Annotated in this window: 16 protein-coding genes; 11 read left to right on the top strand and 5 right to left on the bottom strand. The window is 50.3% G+C overall.

The features are described from left to right. The first annotated feature begins 9 nt into the window (after positions 1 to 9). The 3 genes from der to PHT49_05070 all read left to right on the top strand — a co-directional run bounded on the left by der (position 10) and on the right by PHT49_05070 (position 3,145). Positions 10 to 1,353 carry a ribosome biogenesis GTPase Der gene (der, locus tag PHT49_05080; GenBank protein ID MDD5451248.1) on the top strand — a complete coding sequence of 448 codons (1,344 nt, stop codon included), beginning with the start codon at positions 10 to 12 and terminating at the stop codon, positions 1,351 to 1,353. A gap of 7 nt (positions 1,354 to 1,360) precedes the next feature. Beyond that, entirely contained in the window at positions 1,361 to 1,672 is a 312-nt protein-coding gene (locus PHT49_05075) for a hypothetical protein (protein ID MDD5451247.1), read from the top strand. Between the two features lie 303 nt (positions 1,673 to 1,975). Then, entirely contained in the window at positions 1,976 to 3,145 is a 1,170-nt protein-coding gene (locus tag PHT49_05070) for a DNA polymerase IV (GenBank protein MDD5451246.1), read from the top strand. Between the two features lie 82 nt (positions 3,146 to 3,227). Here PHT49_05070 and PHT49_05065 read toward each other — a convergent pair whose 3' ends face one another. Continuing rightward, positions 3,228 to 3,809 carry a PEP-CTERM sorting domain-containing protein gene (locus PHT49_05065; GenBank protein MDD5451245.1) on the bottom strand — a complete coding sequence of 194 codons (582 nt, stop codon included), beginning with the start codon at positions 3,807 to 3,809 and terminating at the stop codon, positions 3,228 to 3,230. A 550-nt stretch (positions 3,810 to 4,359) separates the two neighbouring features. Beyond that, complete coding sequence (locus PHT49_05060) at positions 4,360 to 5,235, bottom strand: choice-of-anchor L domain-containing protein (protein ID MDD5451244.1); 876 nt, start codon at positions 5,233 to 5,235, stop codon at positions 4,360 to 4,362. A 436-nt stretch (positions 5,236 to 5,671) separates the two neighbouring features. Between PHT49_05060 and PHT49_05055 the strand changes: the two genes are divergently transcribed. The 6 genes from PHT49_05055 (at position 5,672) to PHT49_05030 (ending at position 12,402) form a co-directional block, all read left to right on the top strand. Continuing rightward, positions 5,672 to 7,036, top strand: a complete 1,365-nt coding sequence (locus PHT49_05055; protein ID MDD5451243.1) for a M23 family metallopeptidase — start codon at positions 5,672 to 5,674, stop codon at positions 7,034 to 7,036. A gap of 148 nt (positions 7,037 to 7,184) precedes the next feature. After that, positions 7,185 to 8,945 (top strand): DNA mismatch repair endonuclease MutL, encoded by a 1,761-nt coding sequence (gene mutL / locus PHT49_05050; GenBank protein ID MDD5451242.1) that lies wholly within the window; start codon positions 7,185 to 7,187, stop codon positions 8,943 to 8,945. After that, positions 8,914 to 9,954 carry a tRNA (adenosine(37)-N6)-dimethylallyltransferase MiaA gene (miaA, locus tag PHT49_05045; GenBank protein ID MDD5451241.1) on the top strand — a complete coding sequence of 347 codons (1,041 nt, stop codon included), beginning with the start codon at positions 8,914 to 8,916 and terminating at the stop codon, positions 9,952 to 9,954. The genes mutL and miaA overlap by 32 nt, the downstream gene beginning before the upstream one ends. A gap of 98 nt (positions 9,955 to 10,052) precedes the next feature. Then, the gene (locus PHT49_05040; protein ID MDD5451240.1) at positions 10,053 to 10,715 is read left to right on the top strand and encodes a DUF3786 domain-containing protein; all 663 of its coding nucleotides are present in this window, start codon (positions 10,053 to 10,055) and stop codon (positions 10,713 to 10,715) included. A 381-nt stretch (positions 10,716 to 11,096) separates the two neighbouring features. Beyond that, a complete protein-coding gene (locus PHT49_05035) occupies positions 11,097 to 11,480 on the top strand; it encodes a RidA family protein (protein ID MDD5451239.1) in 384 nt (127 codons plus the stop codon). Between the two features lie 100 nt (positions 11,481 to 11,580). Then, positions 11,581 to 12,402: a YkgJ family cysteine cluster protein gene (locus PHT49_05030; protein MDD5451238.1), complete on the top strand. Its 822-nt coding sequence runs from the start codon at positions 11,581 to 11,583 to the stop codon at positions 12,400 to 12,402. A gap of 202 nt (positions 12,403 to 12,604) precedes the next feature. Here PHT49_05030 and PHT49_05025 read toward each other — a convergent pair whose 3' ends face one another. Next, entirely contained in the window at positions 12,605 to 13,810 is a 1,206-nt protein-coding gene (locus PHT49_05025) for a Xaa-Pro peptidase family protein (protein MDD5451237.1), read from the bottom strand. Between the two features lie 179 nt (positions 13,811 to 13,989). Between PHT49_05025 and PHT49_05020 the strand changes: the two genes are divergently transcribed. Both PHT49_05020 and PHT49_05015 read left to right on the top strand, forming a co-directional pair. Then, entirely contained in the window at positions 13,990 to 15,057 is a 1,068-nt protein-coding gene (locus PHT49_05020) for a response regulator (GenBank protein MDD5451236.1), read from the top strand. A 128-nt stretch (positions 15,058 to 15,185) separates the two neighbouring features. After that, on the top strand, positions 15,186 to 15,584 hold the full coding sequence (locus PHT49_05015; protein ID MDD5451235.1) for a secondary thiamine-phosphate synthase enzyme YjbQ: 399 nt from the start codon (positions 15,186 to 15,188) through the stop codon (positions 15,582 to 15,584). A 20-nt stretch (positions 15,585 to 15,604) separates the two neighbouring features. Here PHT49_05015 and PHT49_05010 read toward each other — a convergent pair whose 3' ends face one another. Both PHT49_05010 and PHT49_05005 read right to left on the bottom strand, forming a co-directional pair. Continuing rightward, positions 15,605 to 16,057, bottom strand: coding sequence for a hypothetical protein (locus PHT49_05010; GenBank protein MDD5451234.1), 453 nt, complete (start codon positions 16,055 to 16,057; stop codon positions 15,605 to 15,607). Between the two features lie 44 nt (positions 16,058 to 16,101). Beyond that, the gene (locus tag PHT49_05005; GenBank protein ID MDD5451233.1) at positions 16,102 to 16,806 is read right to left on the bottom strand and encodes a tetratricopeptide repeat protein; all 705 of its coding nucleotides are present in this window, start codon (positions 16,804 to 16,806) and stop codon (positions 16,102 to 16,104) included. Between the last annotated feature and the right edge of the window lie 18 nt (positions 16,807 to 16,824).

Here is a 16,824-nt window from a genome sequence, read left to right as displayed (position 1 = left end):
GAGGTATTCATGCCTTTTCTAGTAGCTATTGTAGGACGGCCAAACACCGGTAAATCAACCTTTTTTAACCGCCTGACGCACAGCCGGAGGGCTATCGTTGACTCCACACCCGGCGTGACGCGGGATCGAAACTATGGCGACGTTACCTGGGAAGGAAAACGGTTTGTCCTGGTTGACACGGGCGGATTCGAACCGGCCGGCGGCGACAAACTGGTCTCAAGGATGCAGGAGCAGACCACTCTGGCCATGGAAGAGGCGGACGCTGTCATCTTTCTCATGGACGGACGAGAGGAGCTTACGGCTACCGATTATGAAGCCATCGATCGCCTGCGGAAGATAGAAAAACCGGTATTCTACGTGGCAAATAAGATAGATAGCCTGGAAAAGGAAGACCTCCTCTTAGATTTTTACCAGCTCGGAGTGAATCATATTTATGGGGTTTCGGCTGAGCATGGTTATGGCATCAGGGATTTTTTGGATGAGCTTGTTGCTCACATTCCCGCGGAGGACGCTGCGGAGGCCGGGCCGGAAGTTATACGGATGGCCATACTGGGACGGCCGAACGTCGGCAAATCTTCGCTAGTTAACAGGTTACTGGGCGAAGAGAGAATGCTGGTGACCGAGATAGCCGGCACCACACGTGATTCCGTGGACACTATCCTGGAAAGGAGCGGGACAAAATACCGCCTGATCGATACCGCCGGAATAAGGAAGAAGGGGCGCATCAGCCATCGTCTGGAAAAGTACAGCATCCTAAAGGCATTAAAGAGCCTGGCGGAGTGCGACGTGGCCATTGTACTTGTTGACGCCGCAGAAGGGATTACCGAGCAGGATACCCACATCCTCGGCTATGTCTCGGATAACCACAAGGGCTGTATTATAGCAATTAATAAGTGGGATTTGGTGAAGGATGATGAGAAGCGCAAGAAAAAGCTCATGGAGGATATTACCGTGGCCGTGCCTTTTATGGCCTATGCCCCGGTGTTGAAAATCTCTGCCGTGAGCGGTTATCGGGTTAACAGTATATTAAAGTCTGTGGACAAGGTATATGAACAATACACGGCCCGCATCTCCACCGGTAAGGTTAACCAGGCCCTCAAGGAAATCCTCGCTCATCACGAACCGCCTCTCCGAAACGGGCGCCGCGTCAAGTTATACTATATGACCCAGACCGGGATAAAGCCGCCTACCTTTGTGGTCTTCAGCAATTACCCGGAGTCCATCCATTTTTCTTATGAACGCTACCTTATCAATCAACTACGCGAGAAGTTCGCCTTTGACCGGTGTCCGCTCCGGCTTATCTTACGGCGCCGCGAAAAAAGCGAACGTCCCGGGGGCAAAAAGAAGACATAGTCTTATTATGCATCTAAAAGATCTCAAGGCGGAAACTAAGGCCACTTTTTTAAGGTACCGGAATGAGATACTGAATGAAGTCCTCCAGGCTCAGGATCTTATGGGTATCCTTATGAAAGGTACGCACGCCAAGTGGACAGGGGAAGATCTGGCCGCCATGAAGAAACACTTTACCCGTCTCGCCAAAAGGATACCCGCCTTATCCATCTTGCTCCTGCCCGGGGGGCTGGTGCTTTTACCGATTCTGGCCGAGGTGCTCGACCGCAGGAAGAGCAGAAAAAGCGCCGCACCCGCAGGCAAAGAAGGCCTATCAGAATGAGAAGGAAAATTTAGCCACAAAGGCGCCAAGGCACGGAGAGATCAAAAATTAGTAACACCTTGGCTGTTTGAAAATAGCTGGTCGTCCAGAAAACGGTGCCTCAAAATCCCCCTTGATCCCCCTTTTCAAAGGGGGAAGTGTTTCTCCTCCCTTTGGAAAAGGGAGGTTGGGAGGGATTCTAAAATACTTTTTCAAACAGCTTCCTTTTGCAGATGCGCGGAAGACATGCGTGCCTTTGTGTCTTCGTGGCAAATTTGGTTCTCCGCCTATGACGTATCCGCGTTAGGAGCAAATAAATAAAAAATGCCCCGCACTATCCTGCACATGGATATGGATGCCTTTTTTGCCGCAGTGGAGCAGGCCGATAATCCCGCGCTTAAGGGCAAACCGGTTATCGTGGGCGGCGCAAAACGAGGCGTCGTCTCTACCGCCTCTTACGAGGCCCGGAAATACGGTGTGCGGTCGGCCATGCCTATCTTCGAGGCCAAAAGGCGGTGCCCGCAGGGTATCTTCTTACCGGTCAGGATGGAAAGATACCAGGAGATATCACAAAAAGTGATGGCTGTACTGGAGGCCGTATCGCCGCTGGTCGAGCAGGTATCCATAGACGAGGCCTTTGTCGATCTCACCGGCACGGAAAGGCTGCATGGGGACGCTACGCAGGCCGCTCGTAAAATTAAAGAGAGAATATACGCCGAGGCATGCCTGACCTGCTCTACTGGTATTGCCCCCAATAAGTTTCTGGCCAAGATAGCCTCTGACCTGCAAAAGCCTGACGGGCTGACGATCGTACCGGAAGAGGTGCAGAGTTTTTTGAAAGACCTGTCGGTCGGCAAACTGCCCGGCATCGGCCCTAAATCTGAAGAGGCGCTCCGAGGGCTGGGAATCCGCATTGTTTCTGATATTCTGAGCTTCCCGCCCGGGGTATTGGAAAGAAAATTCGGCAAATATGGCCTGCGCCTGGTGGAATTGGCCCAGGGAATCGACGATTCACCGGTTATCCCTTGCATCCCGGCCATAGGTCGGCCCTGGCCGGCCAAATCCATGGGCAGCGAAGATACCCTCCCCGAGGACACAACCGATATTAATATCCTTAAGAAGCAGCTCCTGTCCCAGGCAGAAGAGGTGGGGGAACGGCTGCGCAGGCATGGTCTAAAAGGAAGTACCATAACCTTAAAGCTGAAACACAGCGACTTTACCCTGGTGACCAGAAGCCACAGCCTTAAAGAGGCCACGTGTGCGACTAAAATCCTCTATGACACCGCCGTAATGCTTCTCGAACGGTATAATTTGAAGACGCCCGTGCGGTTGATTGGGCTGGCCGTCTCCAATTTTGGCGGAGGGCAGCAATATTCTCTCCTCCCCGGCCTGGAAAAAGAGATGGAGAAACTGGAACGAGTCGATTATGCAATTGACCGGATTCGGGAAAAACTGGGGCCGGGGATCATAAAACGGGGACGGAGCCTGACCTGATTACCTTTTAGCATACACAAAAAAGGGCACTCCGTCTTGGTCGTGCCCTTTTTTAATTAACATAATTGTGCAAATGTACCGGTTAACTTTTCTTACTCCTCTTTCTCAGTAAGCCCGCAGCTCCCGCTATACCAGTACCGAAGAGAATCATGGTACAGGGTTCGGGGACAGGATTGGGATCGGGATTGGGTAACGTACCTCCATCGACTGAAAGAACTGATTTGGCAAGCGTAACAGCCCATCCCTCATCAGCGGTATCTATTTTCATAAAAACTTGAAGACCAGCACCAATATCATCGAAGAAACTCGACCCCAATGTAAATGTCGCATAAGACCAATCATCATCTACACCAGTCAAAAACCCGAGTGAACTCCACGCACCACTGTCCCAAGCGAAAATCTCATCCAGCTCACCCGATGAATAATCCACATCAAATGCACTAATGTTCAAAGTCGCAGATGTAATGGACCCGCTAATGGCGTTGTGTGTCCAACCCCAATCTTCGCCATACCAGCGATAATACGGATAATCATACTTTTGCGCATCTGTAGGCACAAAATATCCAGTAGGAGCCTGGATAATATCTACGACAGGAGCCGCATGGGCGACACTTACAAATACCAACATTACTGCAAAACCGATTAATAATATTATCTTTTTCATCTTCTTCTATCTAAAATTTATGAGACCATATCTAATCAAAATGAATTGTGACTCAACAATAAGCAATCTTTATGCCAGATACACAAAATTTTCTCTTGAGTGGAAAAGTATTTCCACTTTTGTGAAAAATAGTTCCAATTTTTGTAAACTACCTTTTCAATTCTTTTTTTGCACTTGCGTATATTTTTTCTATCCTGATGCCCCGCGTTCTCCCTGCCCAGAGGCGAATGAATCACCCCTGATAACCATGACTCGATGTGATCTTTAAGATAGCAATTTTGCGCAAAAAACATTATTTAAAATCCCTCCTACCCTCCATCTGCCAAAGGGAGGAAATGCGAAGCCCAAGGATTTGGACTAATGCCGGTATCTGAGAAGCTTATGGAGATAGATGGAATTAAGTTAACCGATGAGACATTACGGAGATAGTTGGTATAATGAAACGCTTGACTCTGAAACTAAAGAAATCTAAGAAAAGCATCATAGAATATAAAAGCCACCTTGGGGATTCCCCCGAGGTGGCTTTTTATGGTTTTTGATTATCTCTTTTTTAGCCTTTCTTGAAAAGCTTCTTCCGTCCAAACCCGGCCAGACTAACCAGACCGGAACCAAGCAACACCATGGTCGCGGGCTCCGGGACATCTGGATTCACAGGATTTTGAGAAAAACTTTTTGCCTGTAAGAAAACGCCGGAATCCAAAACGCTATCACCGGCATCGGCTATGGCCAATGTCAGATGATATGTATTCCCAGCAGTCAGCCCTAGTATGCTGGCGGTAAACACGTCGGTGAACCCGTCATATTCAAAAGCAAATGGAATCGGAGATAGGTCACCAGGATCATTATCGTTATAATAGAGAGAGTTGGATCCATTGTTCACATTGTTGATGGCAACTGCTGTCGTTGTCCCTGGAATGAGCGCTACATTGTCTGAAACAGCCGTTCCGTTGAAAAAGAAACCAAACACGTCATTATAACTTGAAGCAACCCATTCATTATACTCGTCAGAACCAAAGACATAATTGAAATAAGCTGAGTTCCCGGCACTTACGAAGTCAAACCCCAGAATGGTGGCATCATATGTGCTATACCCAGGGATCAAAGCATTAAGCATGGCGGCACCCGCTAAACCATTATTACCCGTTATAGCGTCTGAAGTATTAGATGTGCCATTCAGATTGGAAGCGTACCCAGAGGTCAAAACAATACCGCTTTGGATGCCAATTCCAGCGGCAAGGCCACCCGTAAAATATCCCGATGCAGCGTTTGCTCCCGTATAAGTAACATTCGATATTGTGACCCCCGGCCCCACAAGACTTTGGGCTAAATTACCGGCGCTGTCCAGCGGCGTTACCGTCAAAGCAAATGCCGGAGCCCAAAGCGCTACGAGGGACACGACGCACAAAAACATCAAGAGCTTTTTCATCCTTTTTCACCTCCTCCCATTTAAAATTTCTCAGAACCATATCTTCAAAGTGAATTGTGCTTCAATAATTAAGCAATTTGTATGCCAGATGCACAAAACCTTTTTAAAATAAAAAATATATTATTTACGGATAGTTAGCGTAGGCGATGGTGGATCAATTTTTTGGCTGAATGGAAAAGGTTTTCTCTTTAGTGGAAAAATAGTTCCACTTTTATGGAAAATAGTTCCACTTTCTTGGAAACCATCTTTTTACTTCTTCTTGCCCTTGCGTGTATTTTTCCTGTCCTGACGCCCCACGTTCTCCTTGCCCATCTGCGGCGGACTCGCAATGACGATTTTCTATCCCGGGATGTGGAATCTCGTGCCACTTGACGTTTTGCCTGTTTCAGTATAGTTTCATAAGTTATAACAGCCCAAAAGGAGTAAATCTCGCCTTATGCCTAAATCCCGCTTTTCCATCGCTGTATTTGGACTACTAATATTCTTTTTAATACTTGCAGTAGCTGCATTAAAATTCGAATTTTTTAAGCCGGAGGTGCGCATTGCGCCTGATGTCAGGCGCGTAGGCATGGAAAAGACTATAACCATTACCGCTAAAGACAGGCTGAGCGGACTCAGGGAAATAGAAGTAACCCTTCTCCAAGGGGGTAAAAAGGTAGAAATGGCAAGGCAGTCTTTTCCCAAAGGAGGCCTGCTTTTGAGAGGGAACGTAAAAGGCCACTCTATGCCTGTAACGCTTCGCCCCCTTGGCGCGGGGCTGGTTAATGGTGAGGCCCTTCTCCGGGTATCGGTCCGGGATTATTCATGGTGGGGATGGTTTTCAGGCAACAGGCGCATCATAGATAAAAAAGTCTCCATTGACAGCAGGCCGCCTGACGTTTATGCCCTGAGCGCCGCTCATAATATCAATCTGGGGGGCAGCGGGCTTGTAGTCTATCAGACAGAGGATGATGTTCCGGTGAGCGGTGTCTATGTGGGCCCGAAATTCTATCGCGGGTATCCAAAGCCGGAAGGCCCTAAAGGTGTTTATGTGGCCTATTTCGCCCTGCCGTGGGACGCTCCAGTCGCAGATGCGCCAGGGCGTGCCAATGTTCCCCTATACCTTGCCGCTCGCGACGAGGCCGGCAATACGGCACGGGTGCCCTTTACGTATCGTATAAAAACCCGCCGGTTCAGGGCAGATAAAATCGCTCTCTCTCCGGCCTTTCTGCAGACCAAGATGCCGGAGCTTATGCAACATTATCCAGACCTCAAAGGGAGCTATGAAGAGGTCTTTGTGCAGGTTAACCACAAAATCAGGGTTGAAAATGACCGCAAAGTGGCGGAGATCTGTTCCCGTTCTGAGGCCGGGCCGCTCTGGACCGGGGCATTTCTGCGTATGCAAAACGCAGCGCCCATGGGCCTCTTTGCCGATCAGCGTATCTACACCTACAACGGGCAGGAAATAGACCATGCTGTCCATCTGGGTATTGATTTGGCCTCAAACGAACGGGCGCCCATCCAGGCCGCCAATACCGGCAAGATTATCTTTACCGGATACCTCGGTATTTACGGGAATACCGTTATCATGGACCACGGGCAGGGGATCTTCAGCCTGTATGCCCACTTAAGCAGCATCAATGTCGCTCCCGGGCAGATGGTAGAAAAGGGGATGGTGTTGGGCTGTTCAGGATCTACCGGTCTGGCCGGCGGCGACCACCTCCACTTTTCCATGCTGGTAGGCGGAACATTTGTCAATCCGGTCGAGTGGTGGGATGAGCACTGGATCCAGGATAATGTCCTTTTAAAATTATCCAACTGAGCAACCTTTGACGGCTTCGTAAAAAAACTTTTTCACCGCTGAGCACGCAGAGTCCGTAGAGAAAAATCGTAAATCATTCAATATGTTATCTCAGCGTTCTCGGCGACCTCTGCGGTAAAATTTTACTTGTTACGAGATTATCAAACCTTTGGCTAAGATAAAGATACTCTATGAATCCCTTGCCAATCAGATTGCGGCCGGAGAGGTCATCGAACGCCCGGCCTCGGTGGTGAAAGAACTCATCGAAAACGCCCTGGATGCCCGGGCAAAGCGCATAGAGGTGGAGGTAACAGGCGGCGGACAGCAGCTTATCCGGGTCATAGATAATGGCGAGGGGATGGATCGCGAGGACATCCTCCTTTCCCTGGAACGCCACGCCACCAGCAAGATTGCGACTGATACGGACCTGTTCCACATTAATACCCTGGGATTCAGGGGAGAGGCCCTGCCCAGCATCGCCTCCGTCTCCAGGATGGCCTTGATATCCCGCCGCCGCGGGGATCTATCCGGGCATCGGGTTACCATCCATTATGGCCGCATAAAAGAAGTCCTGGAAACGGGCTGCCCGGAAGGGACAGTAGTTGAAGTAAGGGATCTCTTCGGCAACCTGCCGGCCCGCCGGAAGTTCCTTAAGTCATACGACACGGAGACCGGACATATCCAGGACGTCGTCGAGCATATAGCGCTTGCCGCCTGCGCCGTGCAATTTATCTTCTCTAATGATGGGCGCGGGGTGTTCACCACCTCATCCGGCGAAAGGCTCGAAGATCGCCTGCAGGCCATATTTCATCTTGACCACAGCAGTAAACTGATCCCGGTGTCAAATGCCCGCGGAGAGATAGCCCTCTCCGGTTATATAGCCGGGCCGGAGATAAACCGGGCCTCTTTACGGTCCCTCTGCATCTTTATCAACGGGCGTTTTGTACGTGACCGGATCATCCAGCATGCCGTCCTCGAGGCCTACGGAAGCTTCCTTATGAAGGGACGCTATCCGGTCGGAGCCCTCTACGTAACGCTTCCTCCAGCCGGGGTGGATGTAAACGTGCACCCGACCAAACATGAGGTTCGTTTCAAGGAACCCAAATTGATACATCAGATAGTCAGTGAAGGCATCCGCGCGGCCATTCTCTCCCGGCAAAAAATCGGCGGGCCGGGACCGGCCGAGACGCACCGCTCATGGGAGCCATATAGAGAACCTGATAAATCTGCCTGCGGCGTGGCTGTCCATCAGACACAGGGTCTCTTCTCTGAAGAACCGCTAAAGGCCGGGGCCAGCGTGCAGGAAAAAGCGGCTCCATACACCGGCTCTCTCCCGTTGACCCAACCCTCACCTTCTGATTTGCGACTTATCGGCCAGTTGGCCGCAAGCTACCTCCTTTGCCAGTCGGAAGAAGGGCTGATTATCATCGACCAGCATGCCGCTCACGAACGCATCCTTTTTGAGAGTTTCAAAGACAGACTCCGGAAGGGTGGAATTGATAGCCAGCAACTCCTCTTTCCTGTAACCCTTGAACTGGCCCGATCCGAAAGAGAGGCCTTATCCGGGCATCTCGCGGATTTTGCCGCATTGGGGATGGAGATAGCCCCGTTTGGCGGAGAAACCTTTGTCATCCGGGCTGCGCCCGCCATACTCGCCAACCGGGATATAAAGGGATTGGTGGAATCGGCCCTGGCTATCATGGCCACTGCCGGAGGCTCGTTTCTGGACGAAAGACTCCTTAATGATATTCTGGCCCTCATGGCCTGCCACGCCGCCATAAAAGCCGGACAACCGCTGACGGTCGAGGAGATGGAGAGCCTTTTGCAGCAGCTTAACTCCTGTCCCATTTCTTCAAACTGCCCGCATGGCCGGCCCATCCAACAGCTCTACACGTACTATGAATTGGAAAAAGGCTTCAAGCGTAAATAAAAAACTGACGCTGATTATCATTGCCGGGCCAACGGGAGTTGGAAAGACCGGCCTGTCCATTGCGCTGGCCCGGAAGTTCGGCGGTGAGATCATAAATGCCGATTCCATGCAGATTTATAAGCTGATGGACATCGGCACGGCCAAGCCTTCACCAGAGGAAAGAAAACTGGCGCCGCACCATCTCCTGGATATCGTCTATCCGGATGAGGTGTATAATGCCGCCCGCTACTGTCAGGATGCGAAAGAGGCTATCCGGGATATATACGGGCGGGAGAAATGCGCCTTCGTGGTCGGAGGAACCGGTCTTTATATCAAGGCCTTGACGCGCGGTCTTTTTTATCTTCCGGCTGCAGACGAGGCCATACGCCGGACGTTACGTAACGAAATGGAAAAAAATGGCCCGGACCGCCTCTATGCGGAATTGAAAGAGGCGGATCCGGAGGCCGCTGAGAAAATCCACAGCCATGATAAGGTGCGCGTCTTGCGGGCCATCGAGGTATTCCGCCTGACCGGCAAACCTATTTCAGTTTATCAATCCGAGCATGAGTTTAGCGACAGCAAATATGACACGTTAAAAATAGGACTTGAACTCGAGCGTGATAAGCTTTATGAAAGGATCGAGATTCGCGCACATGAGATGTTGGAGGCGGGCCTGATTGATGAGGTCAGGGGACTTCTTGCGGCCGGTTACGCTAAAGACCTCAAACCCATGCAGTCTCTCGGCTATCGGCACGTCATCCGGTATCTCGAAAATGAAGGCAATCCCCCCTCACCCCCCTTTACTAAAGGGGGGGATACGTTAAGTCCCCCTTTGAAAAAGGGGGATACAGGGGGATTTTTAGGTGAATATACCTTTGATGAGATGCTGCGCACCATGATCCGGGACACCAGGCGTTATGCCAAGAGACAGTTGACGTGGTTCAGGGGCGACCCGGAGATAAGGTGGTATGCGCCGTCGGATGTATCCGGCATCTCCCGGCAGGTAAGGTTGTTTTTGCAGAAATCGTAAAAACTTGTTCACCATAGAGCACACAGAGATCGCAGAGAAAAGCATATTTTTCTCTGCGCCCTTTGCGCCTTTGCGGTGAGCATATTTTCAGGTGAAACATGCCTTTTGAAGAGGCTTACCAGGAATCGATCTCGTTAGCCAGGAAAACATTGGCCGTGATGGAGCCGGAACCAATCTCCATAAGAACCGGCGGCAGATGGGAAGGAAACGCCCGGGGCGAAGGGCTCCTCCATCTCACTTTCTGGGCTGGAGAGTGCGCCATCCGCTTCCCGGAAGTGGAAATCGAGGTTATCACCGGTCCAAAAGCGCTAAAACCAACGGAACAAATCGTTATCCTCCATTACCTGATACACGCCCGGGGAGTCCCGATCACGGAAAACTGGATAACCTTCCGGCAGATCCCATCGGGCATGTTTTACTACGAACCTTTCGTCAAGAGGTGTATTAAGCCTTTCACCGGTTTCTTTGGCCGTCACCCGGAGATATTGCGGAAATTTTCCAAGGGGCTGCCAACCCTGTCCTCTATTGGGCTGGGCGACATCTCGCTCGTATGTCGTCCGCTCCCCAATATACCCCTGGCCTTTGTACTCTGGCAGGGGGATGACGAATTTCCGGCAGAAGGAAACATCCTCTTTGATGAAACGATCCCTTCCTTCCTCCCTACGGAAGACATAGTGGTGCTTGCCGGTATCCTTACCTATGGTCTTCTCGCCCGGGGGAGGAAACTTCTCGAATCAAAGCAGGACATTGGACGCAGATGAACGCAGATTTACAGGATTTGTAACAAGTTAGCATTTTGAAAATACATGATAAAAAGTGCAAAAAACATATCAAATCAGGAATTCAGGAAGACGTTTTAATCAGGAACTCAGGAAATCAGGAAAGTATTTTTGAGAAATTGATTTTCAGCAGTTCGGCTTCTGGTTGCTCTGTTTTTCATGAGTTCATGAGTTCCAAATTGAAGTGAGATTTTTGTATCTTCTTTTCATGAGGTTGTGAGTTCCAGATTAATAGCCTTTTCTGAATGTAGGACTGTTTCAAACACCTAACGTGTTACCAGGATTTTAAATATAGAAAGATAATTTGAAAAATTTTCTGCGCATATCTGTCCGCCCAGGCGGACGTCCTGATAGGGAAAAAAGATGAAAAAGATCATTACTACAAAAGAGGCCCCGGAGGCCATAGGGCCATATAGTCAGGCGGTCATGGCCGGCGGCCAGTTATTCATCTCCGGACAGATCGCCCTTGACCCGGTCACCGGAGAGATGGTCAATGTAGATATAGCCGCCGAGACCGGACAGATTCTGAAAAACCTTGGGGCGATATTAAGGGCGGCAGGTATGGGCTATGCGGATGTGGTTCAGGCTACTGTCTATCTGAGAGATTTGGATGACTTTGCCGCCATGAATGCCGTCTATAGTGAATTCTTTAAAGACGATCCGCCGGCCAGGGCCACAGTGGAGGTTTCCGGGTTGCCTAAAGACGCGCGGGTAGAGATGGCCTTTATTGCGGTAAAAACTGAGTAGTCAGAAGTCAGAAGACAGAATAATTCTGTATTCTGTATTCTGTGTTCTGTCTCCTGTCTCCACGGCTTCTAACTTTGGCTATTGAATTGAGGACATGGCAATGGATGAAAGTCTTACACTTACTCTCGATGACATATTCCCCTTTGACTGCCGGAAGGGCTTGGACTGCTTCAACCGGTGCTGCCGGGATATCAACCTTTTCCTCACGCCTTATGACATAATGCGGCTGAAAAGGAATCTTTCTCTTTCCTCAAGGGAATTCCTTGACCGCTATACCACAGCCCTCTATATGGAAGAAATCGGCCACCCCCTGGTGGTAATGAAGATGACCGGCGATGAAAAACGCTGTCCATTCTCCGGTCCGGATGGATGCCGGGTATATCCGGACCGTCCCTGGTCATGCCGCATCTTTCCGCTGGAACCATGCGTTGACAAAACCAGGGACAGCAAACCAGCAACCCCCTTGTATTCAGTAGTTAAGCGGCCGTTTTGCCTGGGCTTTAATGGAAAAAATCCCCCTTTGGAAAAGGGAGATACAGGGGGATTCCCGGAAGAAGATAACTTGTTAACCGTAAGGACATGGAGGGAAAGACAAGGGACGGCTGTTTACGAAGAGATGAACGACCTGTGGTCCCAGGTAACCCTTAGCGAGAGGTTCCCCGCCGGCGGTCTGGACAAAACAGGCATACAGATGTTCTTTCTCGCCAGTTACAGCCTGGACGAATTCGCTCAACTGGTGTGCAGACAAGGCTTCCTGGATACATACAAACTTAAGGGCGAAGAGATAAGGACGGCGTTACAAGACGAACTTTCTCTCTTTAAGTTTGCGTGCAGGTGGCTTCGGGTGGCGTTGCTTGGTGAGAAAATACCGCTTATCATACAGAATTCGGAATGCAGGAGTCGGAATTCAGTAACACTTTAGGTTTTTGAAAAATATGCCTAAGCAAGGCGCTCTATAAGGGCCAAAATCCCCCTCAATCCCCCTTTCCCAAAGGGGGAAGCGTTTCTCCTCCCTTTGAAAAAGGGAGGGTGGGAGGGATTTTAGAATACTCTTTCAACCAGCTAAACTGATACAGAATTCAGAATATTGACACCGGATGGATAATACCCCTCTTTCAAGGCCTCTAAACGTCAATAATCATCAGCCTGTCCGGTGACGTGGTGATCGCCTCAAGGCCCTTCGGCGTGAGAACATAGGTATCTTCAACGCCTATGTGCCCTACTCCGGGGAAGATGAACTTAGGCTCGATGGCAAAAGTCATCCCGGCCTCAAGCCGCATAGGATTCCGGGCCGAAAAAACCGGCAGCTCATCTACTTCCAACCCTATGCCGTGACCGATAAACGGCATCTTAGCCTCTCCATATCCCATAAAGTTGTCCGCATAACCCAGAGAGGCCGCCTTGTCAGAGGCCCATTCATAGATGCGGCCGCAGGTCTCGCCTACCCTTATCTTTTTCCGGAGTCCATAGTGTATCTCAATGACCGCCTCATAAGCCTTTTTCAACTCCTCGGGCAGGAAACCGAGGGCAAACATCCTGGTCTGGTCGGTCATATAACCATTTACACATCCTCCCAGGTCAACACTAACAGGCTCCCCCACAGAGATAACCTTACTTGACGCCCCCTGGCTAAAGGCCGGATTGATACCCCTGCCTCCTGTGGCCCCCTTAAAATAAGAAGGTTCCGCGCCGGACGGCCCGGATAGTATGTGCCCAAAAAAAAGTTCCTGGTTCCAGGCTCGCATACGCATAAATCCCTGGTGGCCGGCCCGGCGGAGCCGGTATTCAAGCTCAATGGAAAGTTCCAGTTCGGTCATTCCCGGCCGCAATAAATCCGGCACCTCTTTAATGACGCTGTTCAGTTGTTCGGCAGCCTGCCGCATCCATTCTATCTCCAGGGGAGATTTGAGCATCCGCGCCTCGCGAATCGCATGAGAAATGTCTGCTATTTTCACTCCCGGAAATACGTCATCCCTTAAATAAAGAAATAGCTTGGCCGGGATGACATCCATTTCCAGGCCCAAAAGCCCTGGGACATCATAACCATGCCCGGCTATCGCCTTGGGAATCCCCCGCACACCGCCAAGCGGTATAACGTTTTCAAGGGAAGACTCCGCTCTCGCCCGTTCCAGGTTGCGTCTGACCATGAGAAGGGGTGAGCCGCTCAGGGGCACAAAAAGATAAGCCTCCTGCATCGTGCCGCTAAAATAGTAAAGGTCTGCATTCTGTCTTATAAGGGCTCCAGCGATGCCTTGCGCCCGCATCTTTTCCTGGAGCCGCTGTGTACGGGCCTTTAAGATGTCGCTTTTAAAAACGGGCTCAGAGTCCATATAATTGTTACCTTTCCCGGTCCTTATAAATTAATTCTCACTAAACTGCCCATACGTCAAGGTAAAAATTAGATCCGGAGTTTCCTTTTTTTAGGGAATCCCTAAAAAAATACAAAAACAGACTTCTTGACATGGAATCCAAATACCCATAATATTGATACAATCCATCAGGTAAAAATATGGCCGATACAGCGCCCCAAAAAATCCTGGTTGTAGATGATGACAAGCTCACGCTGGATATCCTGACCAGCATGCTGGAACGAGACGGGTATCAAGTCACGCCGGTCGCCGGCGGCAAAGAGGCCCTGGCCAGCCTGGGCCGTGAGTTTTATAACCTCATCCTTACTGACCTGGTCATGGATGGCATGGACGGTCTCACCCTGCTTAAAGAGGCCAAAAAGATCTCGCCGGAATCGGTGGTCCTCATGATAACCGGGCATTCCTCCGTTGAGACGGCCGTAAATGCCATGTATGCCGGGGCCATGGACTACATCCTTAAACCCTGTGAACAGGCTGATCTCCTCTTCAAGGTGCAACGGGCCCTGGACAGGCAGCAACTGGGAAGGATAGCCAAGGAAAAGGAGAAGCAGGATGCCCTGCTGGACCTGGTGCGGGGGTTAGCCGACACATTGAACAACAGGATAACCACAGTAGTGGCCCTGGGGGACCTTGCCCTCGAACATCTGCAGCATAGTGAGGTGGAGAAGGCCAGAGACCGCTTAAAATCTGTTGTTGAGGCCGCGCTGCGCGTCACGGAAGTAGTCAACGAACTTCTTATGGTTACTTCCTACGTCAAAAAAGAAGAGTTATTTACGGCAGATATTCCCTTTATTTTCTCCTCACTCAGAAAAAAATTTGCGCCATTCACCATAAAGGTTACCGGTGACGGGCAGACCCTATCCGTGAAGGCATTAAGCAATATCTCTCTGGCCTTTGAAAAAATCGTGCAGAATGCCGTTGAAGCCATGGACGGCCAAGGAAGTATTGAGGTTAACATAAACCGGATCAAGGATCAGGACATGGTCGAGATTCGATTTATCGATCAGGGATCAGGAATCACGCGCGAAGATATCCCCAGGGTCTTTCTGCCTTTCTTCACTACAAAAGGGACCCAGTCTCCGGGGCTTGGTTTATGGACGGCTTATCAGATAGTAACCGGGGCAAACGGTACCATCCACATCGAAAGTGAGGCCGGGAAAGGCACCACCGTAGTGGTCAGATTACCGGTAGCCGGGGACCAAAACTGACATCTTAAGGAAAGTAATCGTTCACCGTTATCCGTTCACCGTTGACTGCAAGAACCTGAAAAGCGCGAGGAACGTCTTTTCGGTGAACGGTCAACAGTGAACGGTGAACAATTACGGGAAACACATCCATGACTTCCGCTATCACTATAAAGACGACAAATCAGACTGAGCTGATAGATATAACCGGTCAGGTAGAGCGGGTTTTAAAGGAAAAGGGGATTCAGGACGGTCTATGTTGTATCTTTATCCCCCATACCACCGCCGGGGTTACCATTAATGAAGGGGCGGATCCAAGTGTGCAAACGGACATCCTGGCCGTCCTGAATGAGGTAATACCTTTTCGTTTCCCCTACCGTCACGCTGAGGGCAACTCGCCGGCCCATATAAAGGCCAGTATCATGGGCTCTTCGGTAAAGGTAATTGTAGAATCAGGTAAGTTCTTGCTGGGAACGTGGCAGAGCATCTTCTTCTGCGAATTTGACGGCCCGCGCACCCGGAAGGTTTATGTTAAGGTCATTGAGGGGTAAGAAAGGATTGCAACCTGGTATTAAAGATAGTCGCCTCTATTGAATTTAATGGTCTCAACCGCAATAATAACCCCTGTTTCATTCAGAAGCCTTTTGAGCGGGTCGCCTGAAGGCAATCCCTGGATAACAGGATCAAGTTGTCTGACCTTCTCACCAGCCGAATCAAGCAGGAGACCGGCATCTTTCAGGGTTTTCTTTGGATCAGCAAGGGCCATACGGTATTGATCCAGAAGGGCAATCAATTCCTCTGCCCTGGCCACTCCCCGGAGCCTGGTATCTGTCCCCGGAGCGGCCAGCGCATCAATAGAAGAAAGCGGCGCCGCATTGTTTAGCCCTGCGCTCACAGGCGTTTGATCCGCCTTCCCCGCAACTTTGGAAAAGACATCCCGAAAGGACGCCCCTTCTGTTTTTTCCCCGGGCTTTAACCGGCCGGCCCCGCCAGGCAAATGGGTTACTGTCTCTTTTATCTTCATGGCCCTGCCTCCTTTATTGTTTTATCGGCAGTTAGATAAATAACTTAAAGAGAACGGCCTTTTTTTGTCAACTCCAGGGCCTTATCCAGATATTTTTTTGCCTGGACTTCGTCCCCTTTTATCCGACAGGCCCCGGCCAGATGTCTATAGACCTCAACCAGAAAGGCATTATCCTCAGCCGGCGCAATGTCAAGCGCCTCCTCTAAACACCGGAGCGCCTTATCAACCTCTCCCTGACCAAGATAAGCCATGCCTAATGTATCCAGATAACGATAGCGCCGCTCGAAGACACGCCGAGGCGTAGGGCCGGATAAGCTCACGGCCTTTTCAGCCATTTTTTGCGCTTCATCCGGATGGCGGCCGCTCTGAAGATAAAGATGGGCCAGATTGTTATAAATATCAGGCTGTGCGGGATCAAGGGCTATCGCCTTCTTGTAGGCATCTTCCGCCTCGTTTTCCTGTCCCGTCTTTAAGTAGAGGTTCCCGATGTTAAATTGGGCGCAAAAGAGGTCTTTCCTTATCTTTAATGCCTCTTTATACTCGCGCTCTGCTAAACTATATTCTCCGCGCGCCTCATAGGACACGCCCAGATTATTGTGTTCCTCCGCCGTGAGCGGATCGTGAAGGATGACGATTTCCGGTAGTTTTCCGCAGCCCAGGCACAAAAGGATCCAGCATAGTACAAAGGCCCAGGAGATATAGCTACGGCAATTAAAAAGCCTAAATCCCCCCTCACCCCCCTTTCCCAAAGGGGGGATTTTAGCTTG

Source organism: Desulfovibrionales bacterium, assembly GCA_028715605.1.
Taxonomy (GTDB): domain Bacteria; phylum Desulfobacterota; class QYQD01; order QYQD01; family QYQD01; genus QYQD01.
The sequence above is the reverse complement of the archived record's forward strand: the minus strand, read 5'-3'. Positions and strand labels throughout refer to the sequence as shown.